Genomic DNA, 24,714 nt, shown 5'->3' with positions numbered 1-24,714 from the left:
AACAGTACTGTACATCATACGTATTATTTCCCTTTATAAAAGGCAAAAAATGTGTTATATTTGTATTGTCCTATTGACAAAACGCTATAAAAGGAGTATGATGTATAGTCAGTTTCTTAACAAAACTGCTCCCGGTGAGCCATATTTTTTCGTATCCCCTTACCCGGGGAAGGCATACAGCTTACATTGGAGTCATATCATGCATTGTTTCAAAGAAACAAACGAAAAAAACGAGGGTCCTTCTATAGTGGCAACACACTATACACCATTCATCATCCGATCGGGTCTCAAAACCGATCGGGAAACATGTTTGGTAGAGGACCACTACCGGCGTCGACACGAACAATTCGCCATCAAATACGGGTGGGAAGAAGTACGTGCTGATGGCATGGAACAGGATGGCTACGACCGTTTCGGTCGATGCGATTATGTTCTCCTCGCCAATGCTCTAGGGCAAGTAGGTGCTGGGTGTCGTCTCATTTGGAGCACACCCACACTCGATTTGCCCATCAGCAAACTCCTGGATAATTCTCAATCGGTACCACTCGGTTCCGTCGAGATCTCCAGAATCACAGGGACTCCCGAGTCTGCAAAGCATTCTCTCGAGTTCCTCGGCCATCTCCTCACGTATCTTCATGAACGAGGAGTGACAGGCTTTTACGTCACCATACGGCGACGTCTATTGGAGCGATATCGGCATAGCGGTTTCGATTGCTATGAGACACTCCCTGGAAAGGCTCTCGAGAAAACAAGTCGGACAGGGAATAAAGAATATTTTCTCCCCGTTTGGATTGGAGTCAAAGGATATCAACAAGCGTTCAGTATCCTTTCTCACTCGTGTGCCTAAGGTCTAAGGCCTAAGACAACAAGACCCTATTATGCAACTGCATCGTAGGGTTTTTTCTTTTTCAGATAAGTTATATTCCTTATTCAAGAATGGCTTTGATACGACGTACTCCAGCTGAGCAAGCCTCTTCTTTCATAATCTTGAAATGCCCCAAATCACCCGTATTGGCTACGTGAGGGCCACCACAAAACTCAAGACTGAATGCTCCTATTTTATACACACGCACTTTATCACCATATTTCTCCTCAAAAAGTCCGATGGCACCGAGTTTTTCTGCCTCTTCTTTTGGCAAATCTTCATAACTCACTAGAAGTTTCTCGGCGATTTTTTCATTCACAATATTCTCCACTTCTTTTTTTTGTTCATCAGTCATTTTTTCAGGATGAGAAAAGTCGAATCGCATACGTTCTGATGTAATATTGCTTCCTTTCTGAGTAACATGATTGCCGAGGACAGTTCTCAATGCTTGCTGAAGGAGATGTGTCGCCGTATGGTATTTCACTGACATTTCACTGTGATCGGCAAGTCCACCCTTGAACTTCCCGGCACTTGCAGAACGTGAGAGTTCTTGATGTTTCGTAAATTCTTTTTTGAATTCTTCTCGATTAAGAGTCACACCTTTTTCATTCACCATTTCTTCTGTCATTTCGAGAGGGAATCCGTATGTTGAAAAAAGTTCAAAAGCATCTTTTCCTGTCAGACTCTTTTTTTCGAGACGTTTTTCGAGCTCTCTCATACCACGTGTCAGCGTTTCTCGAAATTTTGATTCTTCTCCATCTATGATGGTAACAATATACCCTTTCTTCTCTTCCAGATATCCATATGCTTGTGCATATTCTTTGATAATAGCCGGGACACATCGTGACAGTGATTGAGGAGAAATTCCGAGTATATCAGCATACCGCACCGCTCGTCGCAAGAGTCTGCGAAGAACATATCCCTGATCAGTGTTGGAGGGCACTACTCCGTCTGCAATGAGAAATATCGAAGCACGAATATGATCCATCACGACGCGGAAAGCATACGTGTATTCTTTATTTTCACCATATTTCTTCGAAGAAAGTTCTTCGATAGTCTGACGAAGCGTATCAAAGATATATCCGAGAAACATATCTGGATTATTCCCCTGCGCTGCGACAAGCCGTTCGAGACCTCCACCAAAATCGACATTTTTCTGAGCGAGTTTTTCGAAACCAGTCGTCGTTTTTTTGTACTCCATAAACACATTGTTGCCGATTTCCATAAATCGACCACAATCGCAATTCACATGACACGGTTCATCTTTCCAAATGGATTGTTCGTGGAGCCCTTGTGATTCACCAAAATCCCAGAACATTTCCGTGTCTGGTCCTCCTGGTTCACCGACCGGCATATTTCCTGGTACACCCGCACGACTCCACCAGTTTTTCTTTTCAGAATAATAAAATATTTTTTCACCTGTTCGTATTCCGTTTTTTTCCGGATCTTCCCCTATCATTGCCTCAATACCCTTTTCTCGAAAGAGTTTCTGCCAGAGGAGAGCCGATTCTATATCCCTGGGAATATTGAGATCTTCGTTTCCTCGAAAACATGTAAAGTAGAGATTTTTCGGATCGAGACCAATGCCTTCTGTCAGAAATTGCCACATCCAGGTAATCTGCTCCTGTTTGAAATAACCCTGTTCACCAATAGCATCGGTTGCAGTCGGATCACCAAATGACCAATTTCCGAGCATTTCAAAAAAAGTCGTGTGACGATTATCCCCCGCTTCTTCAATATCCTGAGCACGAAAACATTTTTGAGCATCAGTAATACGAGAACCCATCGGATGCTTTGCTCCGAGGAGATATGGGAGAATCGGTTGCATACCAGAACCCGTGAAAAGTGTCGTCGGATCGTTCTCTGGAACGAGTGGTGACGAAGGAACTTGTTTATGGTTTTTCGATTCAAAAAATTCCAAATAAATTGTACGGATATCTTTCATAGCCTTTTTTTCTGATTACGGTATTTCTCTGATACTCTCAGTTACAAACTATTCATTTTTTTCTTCGCTTGCGCCGATGCTTCTTGGGCTGACTGCAGTTTCTGTTTCGCTGATTTAAGAAGAGACTGCTTGTGTTCGAGCTCTGCTTTGAGTCGAGACATCTGAATCTCTATTCTGTGTATTTCTTGTTCCAAATCAGCACATGATCGTTCAAATTTCTTCTCGCTGGATTGCAGATCAAAAAGATTAAACTGAGCTTCACGCACTGCTCGTACTCGATCGGATTTATCTGCCATTATATCATTGGACATAGGGTATCTTCATCAAAAAAGTATTCTAACAAAAATGTTTCTTTCCGACAAGTCTACCGATTTTCTGCTGGATCGACAGTAAGGGATATTTTTTCTTCAGATTTTGGTATGTGACTGACAAACCATTTCGGATAAAACGTGATGCGAATACTCTTCAGTTCAGGAAAATCTTTCAGTGACTGTTCGATACTTGGCATATCTTTGCCAGCAAGCATCGAACGCAATTTCTCGATATCAATAACCGATTCTTTGGTCACACGAGCACTCGCTTTGATACGCACTGTCCCAATGGTAAAGTCCACAAGAGAGTCATCATACGTGATATTGGATGATGCGACTCGATATTTCACGTTTTCATTATTTTGTACGACTATATCCTCTATTTTTTGCTGTACAGTCTTTTCTGAAAATACGATAGCTTTCACTTTGAAAACCCCTTTGTATTCGATCATATTTGCGACCGTGCCGACAGAAGGAAATACGGGGGTGAATGTTGGAGTTGTCTCAATCTGTTCTTGGAGTATCTTTTCTGAAGCATCGATTTCTCCACGGGTGTCATTTAAAAACATTTCTTTCGCTTTCGTACTTGCCTCACGCAAAGCAGTATCCTGATCGAGTTTGGTCACGACAGAGACATCAGAAATACCACTTTTTCCACCTCCCGTCATTGCTTTGGAAGACTGAGCAGAAAATTTCTCATATTTTGGACTTCCTTTGAAACCAGGAACGGAAAAACGAGAGGCTTCAATATTATATTCTTCACCGGCCCGATCAGCGGTCACCTCTACGGTTATTTCTCCTGGCACTTGTTTTCCATCTATTTCTTTCATCCCTGGAAGGGTGATGCCACTCTCCAATCGAAATATTTTCCCATCTGGAGTTTCCAGTCTCGTCGTAGCAACAAGAGATTGTGGCTCTGTACTGAAAGCATTATAGAGAGTGACTGTGCCATGAGACTTCTGGTCTGTTCCTCCTGATTTTCCAGTCGTCGCAACGGTCACTGATACTTCTTGCTCATTCTCGATCATACGAATTGCTATGTCATTACGAGCATCATCACCCAGCTTGCCGTTGAATTCTTTCTCAAAAGATTGGAGATCTTTGAATGGCGTCACATGAACATCCGCTTTCGGAAAAAGAAAGAAGAGGCCAACAAAAACGACAGAAAGAAGGGAGATACCTCCTAACGCGAAAAAGAAAACGCGGGCGTTTTTATTGACGGTAGCAGATTGTATTTTTTCCTTTGTATCTTGTTTTCTTTGTGGCTGTGGATTCGTATCCGTATGTGTATAAAAATTTTTCAATCGTTCACCATATTCTCGTGTCTGAGCAGGAAATTGTTCCTCTTGTGTTGTTCTCATAGTCGGTGAGAGTGGTTTTTTTGTATTGTCGACAAGAGCGGTACGCATTGGTTGCAGTAAAGTAGGACGGACAGAGACTCTCGGAGCACTCATATCTGTACGCTTTGAGTTGAGGGAAGTCAATTTCTCTGGGGAAGCGTTGCGTATAGATATTTTCTTCTCTACAGGAGATGAAGTATTGGAAGCAAAAGAAGAAAATGGTGCAACGGCAATATTTTTTGAAGCAAGGTTCGGTTCTTTTTTCATATTAAATGCAGTACTTCCTATGGTATCAGCAGAAATAAGAGAATGAGATTCTTCTTCGTCATCAGAGAATGATGTACCATATTGTTCTCTGGAAATATCGGCTGCTTCAGAATTACGCGATGAAAACTCGATATGCGTCTCTTTTTTCAGAGACTCTTCCAGATAGTCTTGTGTCTCGATACCCGCCTTCTCAGCAAGCATCTTCCCTGCTTCATCTTGTGTCACAATGATAATTTTTTTATTGCATTTTATCGCTTCTCGTTCCAAAAGACGCAAATTGATGATACTTTGTAGTACGAGTGCACGTTTGGGAAACACAAAAATATTCTCTTCATCGAGAGACTTCCGTAAGTGACTGATCACGGAAATAATTTCTTCGTCTGACTCGATATAAAAAGTTTGTGCCATAAGCAATAATAAAATGTGTGTAAAAAATCGAACGTATTGTGATTTATCGTCTCTCTATAGTTTCGACACTTCTCTGTAAAATACTGGAGAGCATTTTCTCTTCATCCAAATGACTGAGGAGAGCGAGATTGGCCAATCCGATAGGAGTGATGTCTTGCGGATTGTTCAATTCGCCGGTTGCATCAACAATGTGCACAATGTCACGCGGTTGCAAAAATCCGACTTGGGGCTGTTTGGCAAATGGGAGACTTTGTTTCCACCAATCTGGAGAGAGTAACGCCTTCTGAATTCCTGGCAAAGCCGATCCACCACCACAAAGAAATATACGCGATGGCAAGATATCTGTTTCTGCAAATTCGAGGAGTGATAACTCTACACCACCAAGCCACACACGACAGTCATCGGCGAACAAAAGTGAAAGGCGCTCGGCATCTTCTTTCCGTATTTGTCCATTGGTATAATCAATTTTCATTTTTTCTGCAACCTCAAAACTCAGATTGAACTCTTGGGCCAGATGTTTCGTGAAAGCTCGTCCACCAAGAGCAAACATCTTTGTTCCCTCCAATCCACCATTACGGACAACGGCAATATCCGTTGTACCACCACCGATATCAATAAAGATTGCGTTGAAATCCATCATGTCTTTCACTTCGACAGAACGTGCTACAGCATACGGTTCAGCAGCAACCGAAAGAAGATCGAGATCAAGTTCGTCCGCAATAGTCTCGATAGCTCCGAGATGAATCATTGGTGCGTAAGCATTGAATACACTCATAGAAACATCTCTTCCCTGAAAATTCACAGGGGTAGCAATATGGTATCCATCGATGCGCACATCGACTATAGCTGCGTTGATGAGTTTGACATCGATATCACTTTGTCCCGTTTCCCATTCCAATTGTTTTTTGATACGCTGATATGCTTTATCCTGTACTTTCTGAATAATTGTTTTCAATTCCGCAACACCGATATGCATTTCAGGATTGACTCGTTCATAATGTACCGTCGTTGTTGTGCCTTTCACGAGTTCTCCTGCGATACCGATGATGCTTTTTTTGATATGTTTGATATGAGCCTGCTCCTTGGCAAGAACAATAGCCTCTCGACAAGACTCGATCACGCGACTAATATCCGATACTGCACCACTTTGCATATTACCGATTTTCTGAGGTGCTCTACCAACCCCAATAATAATACCCTGATTTTTTTGTTTATCAATACGAAAAATAAGGGCTTTTACCACTTCTGTCCCTATATCCAGTGCCAGAAAAAGATCTGAATCACCGCCCCATGGAAGTTTCGAAAAAATACCCATACTGTATAAATGATGCTTTTAGTTTAAACGTTCTGGGAGAATATCTCCGAGAGACTGTTCCATTATATCCTTGTGCAAGAGACCACTGATTGCCCCATACTCACCAATCACACTTCCGCTATTCGCTGTACCATAACAAAGGGCTTTTTCTATAGAATGTCCTTCGAGAATAGCTCCAAAGAAGCCTGATGCAAACGCATCACCACATCCAGTACTATCTACCACGCTTGATTTCGTATGTATCGGACAAAACCAATACGCTGTGCCATCAAAACTCCAAGCACCTCGTTTTCCGTCTGTCATACTGATAATTTTTGCGCCAAAAAGGTGCAATGCTTCGAGAAGGAAAAATTCATCATCGAGTTTTTCCCGAGGTATATCTTTTTTGATTTGTATCACAAGTTCGATCGCTTCATCTTTGTTAAGCATCAAGACATCACTGACCGCTACGGCCTTGAGAACAGCTGAGACGTTACTTTTGATATTGTGTTGACCTGGATTGAGTGCCAGAGAAAGACCCTTCTTTTCTTTGAAATCAGTGAGGATACTGAGATTGTTCTCCCAATCACCATTGAGAGCACTGACAAAAATCCATTCAGTGTTTTTCAGTTTTTCAGTTTTGATCTCCAATTTTTCATTGGCATCTCGATTATGAAAAATAGTCCGTTCTCCGTTTTGCATCATCACGATAATAGCAGAGAGATCTGTCTTGGCGGTTGCATCAATAGACAAAAGATCGGTCGGTACAGACTCGCTCCGAAATTCATCTAAAATCCAGTCTCCAGTTTCGTCCTTGCCTATCTTACTATAACAACCGACACGATGCCCGAGACGAGTCAATCCGTGTGCGACATTGGCAGCGACACCTCCGACAGCTTCAAAACGATTCTCGACACGGATTTTTCCACCCAATTCAAAAGCAATCTTCTCTTTCGAGAGAATATCCTCCGGTGTTTCGATAATAATTCCTTCGTCGGTAGGGAAAAAAACATCTTTGGAGGTCGAACCAACACAGATAACTTTATACGATGGAGTAGTGAAAAACATACGTTCCAGGAAAATTATTTTTTGATATTTTCTTTTTTTCAAAGTCACTTTTCTTTGATTGATACACAATCATCTTCTGGTTTATTATACCACACTCTCTCATTCTTCGCTTTTGAGCACTTCGAGTCCTGGCAAAGTGTTTCCACCGAGAAACTCGAGCATCGCTCCGCCACCCGAAGAAACAAATCCGATTTTGTTCATCGCATCCGCTTTCTCCAATACAGAGAGTGATTCTCCTCCTCCAATAACGACGTACGCGGAACTCTCGAGAAGAGCATGGAGGATAGCGTCCGTTCCCATATCGTATGGTTTTTCTTCAAACTTTCCCATTGGCCCATTCCATATTACAGTCTTGGCTAATTTGATCATTTGTATAAAAAATGCAATCGTTTTTGGTCCGATATCGAATCGATCAGGAGAGCCGAAATCTTGTGGAAGCAATACTTTTTCAGAAAAAACGATGTTCTGATCAAGAGCTTCATTGGCGATCTTCCCTCCCACCAAAATAGCATCGTAATTTTCTTCAAATGCATGAATAAGAGGCAACTTGGTCTCTATTTTGGCACCACCAATCACGGCAATAGCTGGATGTTTCGGTTCATATTTCACTCGATCGAGCGTTTCCACTTCTTCGATCAGTCGGAAACCGGCATACGCAGGAAGCAGTTGTGGAATACCGACAATAGAAGCGTGTTCCCGGTGACATGCACTAAACGCCTCATTGACAAAGACACTGAATGGTTCTGCCAATTTCTGTGTGAAGAGTATATCATTGGATTCTTCCTCAGCATAGAACCGGACATTCTCCAAAAGGAGTACCGCATCCGATGGTAACGTATCAAGAGCCTGAGACACCTTGTCTCCGATACAGTCTGGGACAAATACTACTTTACGCTTGAGAGATTGCTCTACAGCAGAGATGATGCGTTCTGTAGAAAACATCTTATCCTGAGCTTCGGGACGACCCAGATGAGTGAGCAAAGCTATTTTCACACCAGGAAATTGCGCAAGAAAATCAATGGTTTTTTTCACGATATCAAAACGGAAATGTTCTGCCACTTCAGACACGTTCTTGAATTCGACATTAAAATCCACTCGTACGAGCACTCGAGCGTTCTCCAGCGATGCTTCTTCGATACTTTTTAAAATCATATATCATTTCCTCTTAGTGATTTACAAATGTATTTTTCCCATGCCGAGAATACCGATCATGAGACCAATAAGCGCCGTGAGTGCAGTAAATATCCATGCTCGCATCACTATTTTTGGTTCTTCCCAACCTTTGGCTTCAAAATGATGATGGAGCGGTGCTGACAAAAATATTTTTCGTTTCAAAAATCGTTTACTCAACAGTTGGAGAGCAGCACTTCCTGATTCCAAGATATAGATAAAAACAATAAAGAAAAGAATCAAAGACGAATTCGTGAGCATCGCTACGACGCCGAGTGTCGTACCGAGTGAAATAGCACCAGTATCACCCATAAAAAATCTCGCGGGAGGAATATTGAACCACAAAAAAGCAAGGAGGGCTCCTGAGAGGGCTGCACAAAAAGATGCGAGGTCCAAACTGTTTTGCATAAAAGCAATGAGCGTGAAAGAACTGAAAGCGATAAGGAGCACTCCTCCATTCAGACCATCGAGACCATCTGTTTCATTGGATGAAATAGCCGAAAAAAGAATGACAAAGATAAAAAGTGGGATATACCAAAGCCCCATCGAAAAATCACCCAGAGCAGGGATATGTATCTCATCCCATCCGAGTTTGGAATAAAACCACCAAGCACCTATGCCTGCAATAGTGAAAAGCCACCAAAAACGTAAAGCAAATCGCATTCCTCCACCCTTGTTTGTGCCACATCCACGGATACTCATATAATCATCAAACAATCCGAGTATACCAGCAGTTACCAGTACAAAAAGAGGCAACCATACCTGTGAATGACTGAGAAAATCCAATCGAGCGATGAAATTGATACCGAGCCATTCTGCAATAAGTGGAAACAGATAATGCGAAAGATACGCCAACATCAATACCGTTACCCAAATAATCACTCCACCCATGGTTGGTGTCCCCTGTTTTTTGGCATGGAGTTTACCGACAAATGTCAATGTTTCCCCGTCGACTGATTTCGATTTTATTTTGATACCAATTTTATATTTATAGAGGATATGTGTCCAGATCGGTGTGAGAAAAAATGCCAAAAGAAATGCTAAAAATCCGGTAAAAAGAACTTTGAGCACATTGATCACCATCGGAATATTCTGCACTTGAGCAATTTGGATATCCATAGAAAAATTACATAATTATTATCTCCAGCTCACCGATTGGAAACTCCAATCAAACATCGATCGAATACTTTGCCAACGATTAGGATCATCGAGAAGTACTGCTACTACTCTATGTGATCGACTCTCATCAGTAGCAACTGCCAACAAAGAATATCCTGCGAGCGGAGTAAATCCAGTCTTTGTTCCAACCAGATTTGGCAATTGACCAAGTAACTTATTGGTGTTGAAAATCTCGTGTTCATACACTCCATCAGAAGAGGCAATGAAATCCTTTTCTATACGCATTATCTCCCAAATCTCTGGAAAAGAAAGAGCGTGTACAGTAATTTTGGCCATATCAAGAGCAGAAGAATAACACTCAGCCTCACGTCCATCGAGTTCGAGACCGGATGGTGTGCAAAAATGAGAATGTTCCAACCCGAGTTCTTTGGCTCGTGCATTCATGATATTCGCAAATCCTGCTTGTGTTTTTCCGATATGTTTTCCGAGTGCGATGGCAGAATCATTGGCACTATTCATGAGCGCTGCTTTCAAAAGATTTTTGACAGAAATTTTCTCCCCCACTTTGAGACGTACACTATTACAGAAACCCGAACGAGGGCAACCGATACGAGTCCCTTCAGCATAGACCGCTTCTTCGTCGATAGTTACGAGTTCATCGAGATTCTTCACCCGTTCCATTACTATTGTCGCTGTAAAAAGTTTCGTAAGTGATGCTATTTGCCGTTCTTCATTTGCATTTTTCTCATACAATACATTTCCAGAATCGACGTCGAGAATGACTGAGGCATGAGCAGAAACAATACTCAGGTTCGGTGCATACGTCTTGAGTTCAGGGACAAAGCCACACGCAAAACTTCGATCCTCTGTCACATAAACAGTATCGGCTATTTGACGCGATTCGAAAGAAGTATCAGAAAAACGTGTATCTTCCATACGAAACAAACCAAGAAAGCTCTCTCCTCGAGCCAAGAAATGTTCTCCATCAGAAATGGTGAGGAAGAGAATAATGATTACAGAAGTGAGAAAGACGATAGCTTTGTGCATATTTTATTCAGACGTTTTTTGTGTATTGATATCAGATGGATCTGGTGTTTCTTGTTCGAGAGGAAAATCAATAAGCGTTTTCAATCGTCCATCGACAGACATCGTCTCGTAATCAGGGAGTTCTTGCACACTATGTAGTCCGAGTAACTGCAGAAAACGAAACGTCGGGGAATAAACATATTCACGAGTATCTGTCGGATTGGTTTGTCTCTCGATCAAATCACGGAGAAGGAGATTACGCAAAGTAAAACTACAATTCACACCGCGAATCGCTTCTATAGCTACTCGAGAAATCGGCGCCCGATACGCAACAATAGAAAGTACTTCAAGTGCGACTCGACTGAGATTTTCCTGCATAGAACTCTTGGTCAACAATTCGACCAGTGTCGCATTTTCTGGTTTCGTACCCATGACAACTTCTTTTTCCTTCATCACGAGCATGAGTCCGCTCGAAGCATCTTCTGAATATTTCAAAGCGAGTGTCTCGAGGGATTGTTTGATAGTTTCTTCATCAACTTCGAGTATTTTGGCAAGACGAGCAAACGAAATAGGTTCTCCACTGATAAAAAGGAGGGATTCTAGTGATGAGAGAATATGAAGTGATGACATAGAACGATATATTATGGAGCAATACGATTGATACGAATATTACTAAAAAACTTTTCTTGATCAACAGAGACAATACGCTGTTTGACCATTTCGAGCAGAGCCAAGAAAGAAACAATGATTTCGACACGTGAAGATCCGGACTGCACAAGATCAGTGAAAGAAGATTCCGCTCGTTCTCGAAGCGTACGCTTGAGCTCATTTATTTTCTCTTCCAATGTAATGACGGCCAAAAGTTCTTTCTCCGGCAATACTTCGACAAGAGGGATCTCACCTAGGACATTGGAAAAATGAAGCTGTATGTCGTCGACAGTGAGTCCGCTCGGTGGATAGAACACGATACGTGTCCCGAGAAAACTCTCACGTATAGAGATGCTCTTTCCTTGATCGATCAACGTCCCGAGTCGAACAGCTCCTTCACGAAATCGCTTGTATTCTTTGAGTCGTATTTCGAGATCGTCCATCGACTCTTCTTCCTCTTCGGTAAATTCGAGAACAGGTAAAAGTGCACGCGATTTAATAAGGAGAAGTCTCACAGCAACAGAAAGGAAAGAAGAAAGGTCCGCGAGCGAGACAGATTCTTCACTCTTGAGATATTCGAGATACTGATCGGTCACGCGAGAAAGACTTACTATAGTAATATCAAGTTTTTCTTTCTCGATGAGAGAAAGCAAAAGGTCGAGCGGACCTTCGAATTGATCAAGATGTATCTGATACGCCATTTTTTTCACGAAAATAATCAATCTCCAGCCATTGTCTTTTTCCACAAATAACACAAGGAAAAAAGGCCTTCTTTTCCTCATTAGTGTACCATTTTTCGAGAAATCTTCCAAACAACCTCTTTGTAATACCTAGGCAGAGCATTCTTCGGATTCACCCTTGGTATCTTCAAGAAAGAGGGTAGCAATAAGAGCTATCACCATCACTAGGACAACAGCGAAGAAAACACTCTGGAGAGGCAAAAAAATAAGTAAAAGACTCGCGATACCAGCTCCAAAGATATTTCCGATTGGTCGCGATGTTCGGAAAAAAGCGATGAGATCAGGGTTGTTTCCATCAATTTGTTTATAGAAATAGGCATCACGCAGTACTTCGATACCAGCTGCTCCGACACGTGTCAGAAAAAGTATGGCACTCCAGACCCATATACTGTGTGTATGAATGAACGGCAGACTCCCTGTAGAAAAAATAATGATCATAATACTCACGATGAGCAGTTCTTTTTCTCCAAGTCTCTTGTCAGCGATGATACCGAGAGGATATTGCAACAATACAAAAGGAACAAGCATGACAGTAAAAATAATACCGATTTCAGTCCACAAAAACCCTATACTCAAGAGATAGAGCGAAGTATAGACGATCATCATGGCATAAAAAAAGTCCAATGCGAACGATATCACATAAATAAAAAAGATGTTCTTCTCGTGTATCATTCTTCGTATGGTCTGCCAGGGTTTTAGATGCTCGTGAAAAGTAGCATTGTCATTACGAAAGGCTAGAAGTGCTATAAGGAAAACAATCATATATCCGATACCGAGGATAAAAAATATCCCTTCGAAATGAAAGAGATCGAGTACCTTGGAAGCCAAGAAAGGCGCTACAAGAACACCGCTATTCATAATAGTGAGATGTAATCCTCGAATCCTCCCAGCCATCGTATCAGATGAGAAACCCTCAATAAGGATATCGAGAGCTACCCAGACGATACTATTCATCACCATAAAAAGCAGAAAGAGACCGATAGAAAACCAAGAAGGAGAAACATGTGTCAATAAGGTCAGGAGAAGGATAGAAAGTCCGAGTGAGAAATAAAGCAATCTCGATCTCCCTATACGACTCACGATTGACTGTACGTAAAAAAGAGAAATGAGTACGCTGGTAAAGGCTACAAGATAAAAAATACCGACATTATTCGTCCCAGATATTTCTGCAAAATAGGTCGAGATAGTATAGATCCAGAAAGCGTCGACAAAACCAAGCACAAACGAAACGAGGCTGAGATAGAATATTTTTTTGGGATTGAAATTTTCTTTGTGCATTTTTCTTTTAGTATGCCACATTTACTTTCTTTTGACGAGTACTATTCTGTTATTTCGTACAACCAGCTACATAGCCCCGTTTCTCTGCATCTTCTTTTGACAAGAAACAAACTCTGTTCTCTGTCTTGATTCTCTTGACCACCGCACACGTAAAGAGATGGTATTTATCAGAATTCCGACTCCCTACCAACGGACAATTCCCCTCGATTTCCTTGGTAGATATTGTTCCATCAGATATCGTCTGACGTGTAGCATCATCTGTACCCGCGGAAACAACAGGAATTGCTGATTCGACATTTGCAGGAAGAGAGATGATCATCGGTGCTGATTGAGAAATCTGACCACGGAGGAACCCTCCCTCAAAACTGAGTACGCCCACAAGCAAAATCCCTCCAAAAAGGGCAATATTCTGCTTATGATTCACGAACCATTGGCGGAGAGTATCGAGCATAAGAGTATCGATTCGGTTGACAAAGACAGTTATCATTGCTATGATATGCAGTATATCAAATCATCAAATAATTTGTAAGCTCTTCTTGTATGGCACATAAAAAAGCAGGCGGGACTACCGCCCTCGGTCGTGATTCGATTTCCAAACGCCTCGGCGTCAAGATTTTTGGTGGTCAGATGGTCGAAACAGCAAATATCATCATCCGTCAACGTGGTACCAAATTCCATGCAGGGAAAAATGTTGCGCAAGGTGAAGACGATACTCTTTTCGCTCTGATCAGCGGAGTTGTCGAATTCCAAGCCAAAAAAGTGAAGGATTTCACTGGAAAACTTGTCGCCCGCACATTCGTTCATGTACTTCCGACAAAGACTGTAAAGAAAGAAGCGGCCAAGAAATAGATATCATTTCGATCTGAAAAAGAATAAAAACTCTCCGAAAGGAGAGTTTTTTGATATTGTTCAAAAGAAAAAAGAGAAAGGGGGTTCAGATTCTTACCATCCTCCACCGCCTCCACCACCACTTCCTCCGCCTGAAGAACCCGATCCCCCTGATCCCGAAGAACCGCCTGTATTCGAAGCGATACTCGATGAGAGTGTTGCGAGAGAGGAATGAAAACTCTCTACATCAAAATTTCCGATAGTACTCGAAACAAACCATGCCGGATGATACTCTGAGAAATATGTTTCACCATAGATATCTTGCATTTTTTTGACCCACTCTTTGGTCATACCGAAAGCGATGGCACATGGAAGCAGTGTTTCAAAGATATTTTCTTTTTCGTAAAATTGTTGTCGATGTTTCTCTGCTGTGTTCATGTACAATTTCAGACCTTGGATCCTCCAGTTTACTTCCACTCCTTTTTCTGTTCGCTTCGGCATAATTCTTGCAAAAAAAATCAAAAGAACACCACTTGCAATTCCAGAAAAAAGAGCTAGACCAGAAAACGCTCCATAAAAAATTACAAAAAGAAATGCTCCTCCCATCACGAACCATGTCCGATATGAAAGTCCTTTCTTCTCGATAAGTCCTTTTGTTGTCAGTGAATGAATCACTGTTTTTTGCAGAATATCCAGTGCTTGATAAAATGTATTTTTGAGCGATGAAAGCTTCACTTGATCACCAGATTTGAAGAGTGTATCAAAAAGAATTTTTTGATACGAATGAAGAGTGATTCCTGCTGTTGGTTGTTTCTCCAACACGAACTCTTTTATTGTAAAGAAAAGAATCTTATTCTCTTGTTCTTGTATTTTGAGAGCCCCCTTCACTGCAAGTTCGATGATACTTGCTGTTACGAACTTATTATCGAAAATGCCATTATCCATAAGCATCCCCATCTCAAACACGCCCAAATTTTCTGGCATTTCATATTCCGGTATGACAACCTTATTCCACGTCGGATCATCGCCATACTTTCTCCAAAGACGGTAACAGAAAAGAAAAACAGAAAGAGGGAGGAAAAGCCAGAAATATTCACCGTACAATTTCCAGAAACCAAACTGGTACGGAACAAAAAGATTCTTTGGTACGCTCGCAGAGAGAGTGACACCGTTGCCCGGGGCAAATGATTGGTTCGCTATCAGAGAAAGTGAGTGGTCATTTTTCCAAGAAGACCGTACGAGACGAGAATCTTTGGATCCACGCATTCCGGTATAATATGAGAGATTAATAACATCTTGTTTGATTGTTTCAGGAAAAATGATCGTTGCCTCGAAAGCATCGATATCCATGACCCAGAAATTTCCGACAACATTCCAGTAGAATTCGTCGAATGCCTGATTCGAAAATCGAATGATATTTTCTACTGTATAAACAATTTTGTATGTATTCTCTCCAGTAACCGTTCTTTCTTTGTCACCAATCTTCCAGGTAACCGTTCCGTTGCTTCGATCGTTTGTGGTCTCAAATTTGTAAGGATGTCCCTGGAAATCCGTGATACCGATAAGTGTCACAGGATGATCGATGATCTCTCCTGAAACGAGTGTTGTTTTCGTCGGAACCACACGAAAAATACCATGTTTTCCGATTGCCTGACCACAATCTGCCGTAATCCATTCTGTCACCGTCATTGTAGAATCAGTCGAAAGGACAAATTCTTCCCGAAAATCTTTCACATACCAATCCGTCACATTCTCTCGTGCCTGTACTGACGGCGAGAAGATGAAAAAACTCAGGAACAATACTCCGATAAAATTCCGTATGTTTTTTGACATATATGGATTGTATATTTTTTTATTTCTTCTTGATACATGCTTTGAGAAAAGCAACAAACAAAGGATGAGGATGGAGGAGAGAAGACTGGAACTCTGGATGAAACTGCGTGGCGAGGAAAAATGGATGTTGCTTCTTGGGAAGTTCTGCTATTTCCATCAGCACACCGTCTGGAGACGTCGCAGAGAAGATGAGCCCTGCTTCTTGAAGTGACGCCACATAAGCAGGATTGACCTCATAGCGATGACGATGACGCTCAAGTATCATATCGGTACCGTAGGACTCTCTCGCAATAGTTTTCGGAACGATATGCGCCAGATACTGTCCGAGACGCATCGTCGCACCATAGTTTTTCTTTCGCATATTCTCTTTCTGCTCGGGCATGATGTCGACAACAGGATTCTTGGTCTGTGGTGCGACTTCGGTCGTGTGTGCATCTGCAAGATCGAGGATATGACGAGCATATTCCACCACGAGGAGTTGCATACCATAACACAACCCAAAATATGGGATTTTGTTTTCGCGACAATATTCTACTACCGCGATTTTTCCTTCGACACCACGTGTACCAAAACCTCCCGGGATGATAATGCCATCATACTGTTTCAGTCCTGACAAAGCCCCAGCATTTTCTTCGAAATCGGTACTGTCGATCCACGTAAGTACTGCTTTCTTGCCGATCTGGCAGGCAGCATGTTTCAGTGATTCGATGACGCTGATATAGGCATCACTCAGTACATAGTCCCCTGTCTTGAAATATTTCCCTACGACACCAATATGGACTGCGTCAGTCGCATGATGGATACGCTCTACCACCTTCTCCCATTCTTTCAAATCTTGTGTTCGCTTCTTCGTTTTCAGTCCGAGTTTTGCGAGAAGAATAATACCGAGATGGTCTTTTTCAAAATTGAGTGGCACGTCATAAATACTCTCTATATCTGGAGCACTGATGACATCCTCCTTCCGGACACTGCAGAAAACAGCGATTTTTTCTTTGCGCTTCTCATCGAGCGGTCGACTGGCACGAGCCACGATGATATCTGCCTGTACACCAGCACCGTTGAGCGTCCGAACGGCGTGCTGTGTCGGCTTGGTCTTCATTTCACCAATCGTCGATGGAGTCGGTATGAAACTCACCATCACTGTTGCAACATCTTTCGGACTGGCGATTTTCATCATCCGAATTGCCTCTAAAAATAGAATGTTTTCGTATTCTCCAACTGTCCCTCCGATTTCGATGATAGCCACATCAGCATTGTCTTTCTTGGCGGTTTTCTTGATACGAGATATGACTTCGAGAGGGATATGAGGCACGACCTGGACACATTTGCCAGCGTATTCGAGATTGCGTTCACGTTCGATCACTGACTTGTAGACCATTCCTGTCGTCATATAGTGGTCTCGGTTCAGCTCAATATTGAGGAAACGCTCATAATTCCCCATATCCTGATCCGTTTCATAGCCATCTTTGAGGACGAACACTTCACCGTGCTCTGTTGGATTCATCGTTCCAGCATCGACATTGATATACGGATCGATCTTGAATGCTGTTACAGAGAGACCACGCGACTGCAAGATTTTTCCGATAGAAGAAGTGGTAATACCTTTTCCGACACCACTCATCACTCCACCTACCACAAAAATATACTTCGTCTTCTTTGTTTGTTTTGCCATAATAAAAGAGAAAGGAAAAAATTATTTTATAGAGAAAGAGCCGCTACCGGTGATGAACTGGGAGCGGCTCTTGTGAAGTAACACGGGGATGTTCTATTCTGACTTGATCGTCACTTCAAAAGAAGCTTTCACTCCATGTCCGAAATGAGCTTCGACAGTAAATACACCAACTTCCTTGAAACCTTTTTCGAGAACGATGTGCTTGGCATCGATCTTTGTACCAGCTGCTTCCAGTGCCAAAGCGATTTCTTCACGACCAATAGAACCAAACAGTTTTCCATTTTCTGCCTTGGTCTTGATAGTTATTTTCTTGCCTGCCAATGCTCCCGCAGTTTCTTTGGACACTGCGAGCATTGATTCAGTCTCTTTCTTCTGTCTTGCGACCATTTTTTCCGTTTCTTTGATAGCTGTTGGGGTAGCAAACTCTGCCAGTCCCTCAGGCAACAAGAAATTGAATCCGTATCCACTACGCACTTCTTTGATTTCCCCTGCTTTTCCCAATTTTTCTACATCCTGCAAAAGTATCACTTTCATAACGCTAATCTTCTAATCTATTATATGCCTCTTCGGTACTTGAATTATCTTATCTCAAACACGATATTTAAGCAACCCCCTACAGAAAAAGAACGTTTATGTGTCATATTTTCCCTTCTTTCCGCATGAAAAAAGACTTGACTTTTATGCGTTTTTGGTGTATAATGTATGGTTTAGTACTTTAACAACCTGGAGGTGAAATCGTGAAATTCTTCATTGGGTCATTTGTGACTATCAGCAAGATACTGGCTATGATTCTCGTCCTTTTGGGAATGAGGATCATCCGTGTCAATCCGGTCGCACCAAGGGATCGGAAACTAGCAAAGCTCTTTTATGAGCTTCGTGATGATGTCTTCGCCAAGAAGCATCATTGGGAAGAACCACGGGGTGAGGAGCGGGATCGCTACGACCTCGCATCAATCTTCATTGTTGTGATGAAGGGTGATCGAGCGGTGGCTGGATGTCGTATCATCCACAAAAAACTCTTGCTCGGCAATCCCCTCCCTATGGAAGAAGGATTGAGTCAATTTGAGCAGATAGCCATCCCTCGGGATGCCATCGAAATTTCTCGGATGATCAATACATCTGGGAGTAAGCTCGTGTTCTTCGCCCTTCACTTGGCCGTATACACCTACGCCAAAACGGGTGGGTTCCGAAAGGTATTTGCGACCATTCGCAAGGTCTACCTGGAAGAACGGCTCGACAAGATATTTGGAAAAGAATATTTCGAGAGGCTCACCGCAACAACGATCAAGCGTAAAGGGGCTGATCAATTCATTCCCGTTCAGATACATCTGAGCCATTGATCTCGTTTCACCTCCATCAAGAAACATCCCTCGTGTACAAAACTGTACCGAGGGATTTTTTTCTATTTCTGAAGCCACTGATCGAGTAACCAATCAATATCCTGATTTTTAAACCATTGCTTCTGCATTTTTTTATACATTTTCTCTTGTCCAGGATACGGCTTCCCTGCACGTCCGATGATATCCGTATACGGCTTCCAATTTTCCATCACAACATTGAATACTTCTGAAACTTTCCAGATATAGTCTGATTCTTTTCCTTTTATTTTTGAACCCTCTTTGAGGCCATACTTCTCAAAGATATAATCAAAGAAGAAAAAATGAAGCATCTCGTGCGCGATGACACCGTTTGCAAATCCTGGTTTCTGGTGGGCATAAGGAAAGAAAAATGTTTTTTGTTCTATCCACCTGGGATACATCCTGAAAATACTTACAATACCTCTATATTCCCCTTCTAGCCATTTACGTCCACGGAACATCTTCTCGATAAGCGCGAGATATTTCTTTTCTTTCTTTTTCCAGTCTCGCTTTACGAGAAGTAGTCCTTTTTCGATTTCTTTCTTATGTTCTTTGAAGAAATTTCGTACGTATGCTTCGATAACTTTTCCCTGTTCCTTCTTCGAAAACTTTTCACTCAAAATAAAATTCAAATCGCCACGAAAAAAGCAGTCTCGAAAGAATTGATTCTTTTCATACTTCAGAAAATAAGTAGCGTTCTCAATATCTTTTTCTACATCAATCACAAGTGTCACTTCTGGATACTTTTTCATACAATAGATTTCATAATTATTCCAACTGTTTCTTCTGGTGTTTGTTTGGAGTTATCAATAATTGTACCAAAGTTTGGCTTATTGATTCCGATTTCATAATGATATTTGATTCTTTCTTGCTCTTCTACGGTCAGTTCTCGTTCTCCTCTGTTCGTTAAAGCTATTTCTAGTGGCGGATTCAGAGTAAAAACAAAAATATCTTGATTCAATAATTTCAATTCCTGAATAAGAAAATCATAATTCTTTTGTGAAAGAGGATAAGGAACAACAACATTTATATCCCTTTTTACAAAATTTTTAATCACAGAAATGGCATTTTCTAAATTGATAGGAATCGCCTCTGCAAGAGGCATCCATGCGATACATTCACATAATGCATCAATCTCGAGCAAAGCTGTTCTAGGCAATTTCAAAGCAAGTAACTTTGCCACCGTACTTTTCCCAGAATTTATTGATCCATTTACAAAAATAATCATATTTTCCATTTCTATTTTTCCCAATTATACGTCCGCAAATAATCCTGATGCAATTTGATTCTTCCTCGAGCAAACTCACTTAGATCTTCAGAATACCATGCGAGATACTGAATAACCAGGACAAGCCGATATAGATTTTCGAGCGCTTTCTGTTCATCTGTATAGTTCATCAAATCATAGTAGGCTTGAATAGACGAGTTATCAAAGCCAAAATGCCACATAAACATACGTACTCGAGCAAAATCATAGAGAGGGTCACCAAATAAAGCCTCCTCCCAATCAATAATTCCTGTTATTTCATCACTTTTCGGATCAACAAATAAATTTCTCTGATTAAAATCCGTATGAAGAAGAGAATAATTTCCTTCTTCAAAAACCGTGTTGTTTATTTTTTCTCTTATTTTTTCCACTGATGACAGGACCAACTCCGTATCGAGCCCTTCTCGCTTGGCAATTTCATTCCAATCAAATTCATCACCATCAAATATCGCGGACAACATCTCCTTCCACGATTTTTCACTTTTTGAATCAATGAGCGACCCTGATCTATCAAATTTTATTGAATGCAATTTCCTCAAGTTTCCAATCATCGATGGAATGTACTTTGGCATTTGATCTTTTGAGACCGATTCTAGCAAAGGAAAGTTTATTTTTTCTAGAATAATTATGGGAGTTTCTTCAAAAAGGAATGACGCATACAATCGTGGAACAGGGATATCAATACCCTCCTTCATAATCAATTTCAAAGCAGAAACATCTTTCGTTACGTCATTGCCGTATTTAATAGCGTATTTCTTCTCTGTATCAGATTTCACAAAAAATACTTTGCTCGACATTCCTTGTGGAGGAATGTGCATATCGACAATTCGTATTTTAAGTTTCTCTTCAATACGACCACACAGTCTTGTCTGAAAATCTGAATTATTCATAATTATCGATAGATTCACTGAGATTTATTTCCTCACTATTTCTGATGTGAAAAACTGCTCTTGGAAATGGGTGAGCTTTTCGATATCTTCATCACTCATATCATTCATCGACTGAGGGATCATGACGAGTTTATCATCGTCATCATTGGTCCGATGGATAACAGCGATACATTTCCCCTTCTGTTTCTCTACGGGTTCGTTTATTCCGAGGAAATACGCGTCGATTTCTTCTCCATCTGGTGCCAGAGTATCAGGAACAAATCCGTAATTCACTTCGTACACAAATCCGTGTTTTGGATGTTTCGAACCCAGAGGTCTGTCGATTTGTATATCAACTATACTCCCGATGAATTTCGTCGCATAGTTTTTCATAAAAAAGGATTCTCACCTTCAAATACGATACGAGGCGTCTTGTTGATACGATCAAAAGTGAGATGGGGATACTGATGTATGTAGATGATATCGACTGCGCCAAAAAGCGCCTCTCTATAATCCAAACCAAGTTTCTCTGTCACTTGTTTCACAACCTCCTCAGACTTCCCTTCAATTTCCAGAAACGGTCGGAGAAAAGGCCATTCATCGATAGTGATTTCGGTGTCACCCATCATCCACAATTCTCTCTTGGTTTCTTGGTATGACTTCTTCCTGCATCCGATAGTGGTGAGAAACAGTTCTGCTTGCTCGAAACTATCGACAGTCAGACAGATCTCTCGTTGATTCTCGATCTTGTCTCCATCGACTATTTTGAGACTCATCGTTATTTTGTTTCCCTCATTACGTACACGCGCCCACCCACCTGTGATTTCATGTCCTGTCGGGAGAGCAAATACGACTCGCTTCTGAAGAAACTCTGGTCGTATCAGCGTCGCCCCTGATTTTTCTAATATAAGACGCATCTCTTCCTTCTCAATATCAGGAAACGTCGCTTCATATTCGATATTCATATATTTATTTCTTCTCCAATAATTCCACGAGTGTTCCTGATGATTTGAGAGGAATCTGTTCTATCTTTCCCTTATTCCGGAACACTTTGACGATTCCAACATCTTTTTTTGATTTCAATATCTCGTATCGATCATCTTGAATAAGAATCGCTGTATAATCATCAAGAGCAAGTCCGATACCAGGAGTTCTCTTTATCAATTTTACCAATCCAGCATCTCGGAGTTTTTTCTCGCGAATATGGTGTGGGCTGACAGTCAGTGGAATGATACCAAGACCACGTACCCGCATAAAAGAAGTATCTTTCGGATTTGCAAATCTCCGAGCATCGCTCGATCCATAACGGAACCAACAAATGGATCCTGCACTGAGACCTGCCAAAATTATCCCTTTTTTATGAGCTTTTCTGAGCAATCCATCCACACCATTTTTTCGCCAAGCTTTCATCATCCGGAGCGTGTTTCCACCGCCGACATAAATAATATCAGCTGAGAGAATTTTCTTCTCAATTTCTTTTTTAGAAAGTTTTTCTTTCAAAAGATAGAGGACATCGATATCGCAACCGAGTTTCTTCCCGTACACTTTCTGAAAAGTTTCTGCATATCCAGTAGAATCGCTACTCGCCGTTGGGATGAAAAGCACATTCGGATGATCCTTTTTTGTAAGTTTCACAATCGCACGATCAATAGAGAGAGTTTCCAATTCTCCTATTTCCCCTCCTCCAATAGCGACGATAGTCTTCATAAAGATTCTCTTTAAGAGCCGAAACTACTTCTCTTCTTTCGTGATACGGAGGCCGAGTTCGATGAGCTGGTCAAGAGAGACTTCGGATGGTGATTCCATCATTGGATCACGTCCTTCACCAGTTTTTGCAAAAGGAATAACTTCACGAATGTTCGGTTCATTCTGAAGGAGCATCATCAATCGATCAAATCCGAATGCCAGTCCTCCGTGCGGTGGTGTCCCCGAAGCGAGAGCCTCGAGCATATGATGAAAATTTTTCTCAATTCTTTCGGCGGAATATCCCATCACTTCAAACACTTTTTTGAGAGCTTCCGGGTTATGATTTCGTATTCCTCCACCACCGATTTCGTAGCCATTGAGTACCATATCATATTGTGCTGCTCCGATACTTTCGATGTTTTTCTTCTCCATCAAGTCATTCATAAACTCAGGTTTCGGAGCGGAGAATGGATTGTGTGTAAATGTCCAGCCACCTTTATCATCTTTCTCAAAAAAAGGAAAGTCTATCACCCAACAAAAAGCAAGAAGATTTGGATCATTCTTATCGGTACGGATATCTGGTTTGTCTGAGCCATATTTCTCCATTGCTTCTTGGTATGTCAAACGTGGAAAAGGAAGTTCCTGGATTTTTTTCTCGGGATAGATTTTTTGTACCAATTCTGTGATGAGTTTTTCGTTGATCTGCATCACATCCTCCTGCGTGACGAAACTCATTTCCATATCAATCTGCGTGAACTCTGGCTGACGATCACCGCGGGTATCTTCATCACGGAAACAGCGAGCCACTTGGAAATATCTCTCGAAACCAGCGGCCATCAGCAGTTGCTTGTACTGTTGTGGGGATTGTGGCAAGGCATAGAATTTTCCTTTATCAATACGAGAAGGAACGATATAGTCACGTGATCCTTCCGGAGTCGACTTGGTCATATTGGGCGTTTCGATTTCTACGAATCCTTCTTGGGTATAGAAATTGCGGACGAAATTCGTCACGAGATGACGGTTCCGCATATTCTTCTGCATCCGATCACGACGCAAATCGAGATAGCGATATTTGAGACGGAGTTCTTCACTGATTTCTTTGCCATCAGAAGACACATCGAATGCTGGTGTCTCGGCAGTATTGAGAACAGTCACCGAGAGCACTTCTATTTCGATAGCACCATTCTCCTGCTCGCTATTCACAAGTTTCTCTGGGCGAGGATTCACACTCCCTACTATTTCCACCACCCACTCAGAACGGAGGGTCTGTGCGACTGCTATGGCCTCTGGATGATTCGGGAGGACTACCATCTGCACTTTACCGCTCATATCGCGCAAATCGAGAAAGATGAGTTTACCATGATCACGGCGTACATCTATCCAACCAGACAGTTTCACCTCTTTTCCAATATATTTTGATGCTTCAGCGATGAGAACACGTTTCTTGGCTTCCATAGATGTTATGACAATGGCTTAAATATAACTTTATCATAACAAAAAGGCTTCCGAAAAACAAGCATCCTATTTTTATTCAATAAATCCGTCAGTTTGCTGTTGCCAGAAATGACAATAACTTCCTTGTTTGGCAATGAGTTCTTTGTGTGAACCAGACTCGACAATTTTTCCATCTTCGATGACGATGATACGATCCATCTTTCATACGATTAAATTAAAAACAACGAATCAATAATATATCATTCTACCATAACTCAAATCATAAAA

26 protein-coding genes are annotated in these 24,714 nt (G+C 41.5%); 3 read left to right on the top strand and 23 right to left on the bottom strand.

Translation table 11 applies throughout. The features are described from left to right. Window positions 1–199: 199 nt before the first annotated feature. On the top strand, window positions 200–847 hold the full coding sequence (locus PHH40_00890; protein MDD2766305.1) for a hypothetical protein: 648 nt from the start codon (window positions 200–202) through the stop codon (window positions 845–847). A gap of 79 nt (window positions 848–926) precedes the next feature. Here the strand turns inward: PHH40_00890 and PHH40_00885 are convergent, their stop codons facing one another. The 12 genes from PHH40_00885 to PHH40_00830 form a co-directional block, all read right to left on the bottom strand. After that, window positions 927–2,810, bottom strand: a complete 1,884-nt coding sequence (locus tag PHH40_00885; GenBank protein MDD2766304.1) for an alanine--tRNA ligase — start codon at window positions 2,808–2,810, stop codon at window positions 927–929. Window positions 2,811–2,851: 41 nt separating this feature from the next. After that, on the bottom strand, window positions 2,852–3,121 hold the full coding sequence (locus PHH40_00880; GenBank protein MDD2766303.1) for a hypothetical protein: 270 nt from the start codon (window positions 3,119–3,121) through the stop codon (window positions 2,852–2,854). Window positions 3,122–3,174: 53 nt separating this feature from the next. Beyond that, a complete protein-coding gene (locus PHH40_00875) occupies window positions 3,175–5,136 on the bottom strand; it encodes a hypothetical protein (GenBank protein MDD2766302.1) in 1,962 nt (653 codons plus the stop codon). 43 nt (window positions 5,137–5,179) lie between these two features. Next, window positions 5,180–6,451, bottom strand: a complete 1,272-nt coding sequence (locus PHH40_00870; GenBank protein ID MDD2766301.1) for a cell division FtsA domain-containing protein — start codon at window positions 6,449–6,451, stop codon at window positions 5,180–5,182. Window positions 6,452–6,469: 18 nt separating this feature from the next. Then, entirely contained in the window at window positions 6,470–7,498 is a 1,029-nt protein-coding gene (locus PHH40_00865; protein ID MDD2766300.1) for a carbohydrate kinase family protein, read from the bottom strand. Between the two features lie 99 nt (window positions 7,499–7,597). After that, window positions 7,598–8,650 (bottom strand): phosphoglycerate kinase, encoded by a 1,053-nt coding sequence (gene pgk, locus PHH40_00860; protein ID MDD2766299.1) that lies wholly within the window; start codon window positions 8,648–8,650, stop codon window positions 7,598–7,600. Between the two features lie 21 nt (window positions 8,651–8,671). Then, window positions 8,672–9,787, bottom strand: a complete 1,116-nt coding sequence (locus PHH40_00855; protein MDD2766298.1) for a phospho-N-acetylmuramoyl-pentapeptide-transferase — start codon at window positions 9,785–9,787, stop codon at window positions 8,672–8,674. Window positions 9,788–9,805: 18 nt separating this feature from the next. Next, on the bottom strand, window positions 9,806–10,834 hold the full coding sequence (locus PHH40_00850) for a D-alanyl-D-alanine carboxypeptidase (protein MDD2766297.1): 1,029 nt from the start codon (window positions 10,832–10,834) through the stop codon (window positions 9,806–9,808). A 3-nt stretch (window positions 10,835–10,837) separates the two neighbouring features. Continuing rightward, window positions 10,838–11,443: an SMC-Scp complex subunit ScpB gene (scpB, locus tag PHH40_00845; GenBank protein ID MDD2766296.1), complete on the bottom strand. Its 606-nt coding sequence runs from the start codon at window positions 11,441–11,443 to the stop codon at window positions 10,838–10,840. Window positions 11,444–11,454: 11 nt separating this feature from the next. Further along, window positions 11,455–12,207, bottom strand: coding sequence for a segregation/condensation protein A (locus PHH40_00840; protein ID MDD2766295.1), 753 nt, complete (start codon window positions 12,205–12,207; stop codon window positions 11,455–11,457). 84 nt (window positions 12,208–12,291) lie between these two features. After that, the gene (locus PHH40_00835) at window positions 12,292–13,479 is read right to left on the bottom strand and encodes an MFS transporter (GenBank protein MDD2766294.1); all 1,188 of its coding nucleotides are present in this window, start codon (window positions 13,477–13,479) and stop codon (window positions 12,292–12,294) included. A 49-nt stretch (window positions 13,480–13,528) separates the two neighbouring features. Beyond that, on the bottom strand, window positions 13,529–13,930 hold the full coding sequence (locus PHH40_00830; protein MDD2766293.1) for a hypothetical protein: 402 nt from the start codon (window positions 13,928–13,930) through the stop codon (window positions 13,529–13,531). 89 nt (window positions 13,931–14,019) lie between these two features. On the opposite strand from PHH40_00830, the gene rpmA reads away from it, so the two are divergent. Next, window positions 14,020–14,328 carry a 50S ribosomal protein L27 gene (gene rpmA / locus PHH40_00825; GenBank protein ID MDD2766292.1) on the top strand — a complete coding sequence of 103 codons (309 nt, stop codon included), beginning with the start codon at window positions 14,020–14,022 and terminating at the stop codon, window positions 14,326–14,328. A gap of 93 nt (window positions 14,329–14,421) precedes the next feature. Here the strand turns inward: rpmA and PHH40_00820 are convergent, their stop codons facing one another. The 3 genes from PHH40_00820 to rplI form a co-directional block, all read right to left on the bottom strand. After that, window positions 14,422–16,140: a DUF2207 domain-containing protein gene (locus PHH40_00820; GenBank protein MDD2766291.1), complete on the bottom strand. Its 1,719-nt coding sequence runs from the start codon at window positions 16,138–16,140 to the stop codon at window positions 14,422–14,424. A gap of 19 nt (window positions 16,141–16,159) precedes the next feature. After that, window positions 16,160–17,812, bottom strand: a complete 1,653-nt coding sequence (locus PHH40_00815; GenBank protein ID MDD2766290.1) for a CTP synthase — start codon at window positions 17,810–17,812, stop codon at window positions 16,160–16,162. A 93-nt stretch (window positions 17,813–17,905) separates the two neighbouring features. Beyond that, entirely contained in the window at window positions 17,906–18,346 is a 441-nt protein-coding gene (gene rplI, locus PHH40_00810) for a 50S ribosomal protein L9 (protein ID MDD2766289.1), read from the bottom strand. 203 nt (window positions 18,347–18,549) lie between these two features. Here rplI and PHH40_00805 point away from each other — a divergent pair, with 203 nt between their 5' ends. Next, window positions 18,550–19,152 carry an acyl-homoserine-lactone synthase gene (locus tag PHH40_00805; protein MDD2766288.1) on the top strand — a complete coding sequence of 201 codons (603 nt, stop codon included), beginning with the start codon at window positions 18,550–18,552 and terminating at the stop codon, window positions 19,150–19,152. Window positions 19,153–19,214: 62 nt separating this feature from the next. On the opposite strand, the gene PHH40_00800 is transcribed toward PHH40_00805, so the two are convergent. The 8 genes from PHH40_00800 to PHH40_00765 all read right to left on the bottom strand — a co-directional run bounded on the left by PHH40_00800 (window position 19,215) and on the right by PHH40_00765 (window position 24,645). Further along, window positions 19,215–19,922, bottom strand: coding sequence for a hypothetical protein (locus PHH40_00800; protein MDD2766287.1), 708 nt, complete (start codon window positions 19,920–19,922; stop codon window positions 19,215–19,217). Then, a complete protein-coding gene (locus PHH40_00795) occupies window positions 19,919–20,398 on the bottom strand; it encodes a hypothetical protein (GenBank protein MDD2766286.1) in 480 nt (159 codons plus the stop codon). The genes PHH40_00800 and PHH40_00795 overlap by 4 nt, the downstream gene beginning before the upstream one ends. Window positions 20,399–20,409: 11 nt before the next feature. Further along, window positions 20,410–21,327, bottom strand: a complete 918-nt coding sequence (locus PHH40_00790; protein ID MDD2766285.1) for an aminoglycoside phosphotransferase family protein — start codon at window positions 21,325–21,327, stop codon at window positions 20,410–20,412. 24 nt (window positions 21,328–21,351) lie between these two features. Then, complete coding sequence (locus PHH40_00785; protein ID MDD2766284.1) at window positions 21,352–21,699, bottom strand: inorganic diphosphatase; 348 nt, start codon at window positions 21,697–21,699, stop codon at window positions 21,352–21,354. After that, entirely contained in the window at window positions 21,696–22,271 is a 576-nt protein-coding gene (locus PHH40_00780; GenBank protein ID MDD2766283.1) for a CYTH domain-containing protein, read from the bottom strand. The genes PHH40_00785 and PHH40_00780 overlap by 4 nt, the downstream gene beginning before the upstream one ends. Before the next feature lie 4 nt (window positions 22,272–22,275). Continuing rightward, window positions 22,276–23,013 (bottom strand): peptidase E, encoded by a 738-nt coding sequence (locus PHH40_00775; GenBank protein ID MDD2766282.1) that lies wholly within the window; start codon window positions 23,011–23,013, stop codon window positions 22,276–22,278. Between the two features lie 24 nt (window positions 23,014–23,037). Beyond that, complete coding sequence (gene aspS, locus PHH40_00770) at window positions 23,038–24,447, bottom strand: aspartate--tRNA ligase (protein MDD2766281.1); 1,410 nt, start codon at window positions 24,445–24,447, stop codon at window positions 23,038–23,040. Window positions 24,448–24,519: 72 nt separating this feature from the next. Then, window positions 24,520–24,645 (bottom strand): hypothetical protein, encoded by a 126-nt coding sequence (locus PHH40_00765; protein ID MDD2766280.1) that lies wholly within the window; start codon window positions 24,643–24,645, stop codon window positions 24,520–24,522. Window positions 24,646–24,714 lie beyond the last annotated feature (69 nt).

Source organism: Candidatus Moraniibacteriota bacterium (genome assembly GCA_028688415.1).
GTDB lineage: Bacteria > Patescibacteriota > Minisyncoccia > Moranbacterales > UBA1568 > UBA1568.
Note: the sequence above shows the minus strand (reverse complement) of the source record. Positions and strands in the feature narration are given on the sequence as shown.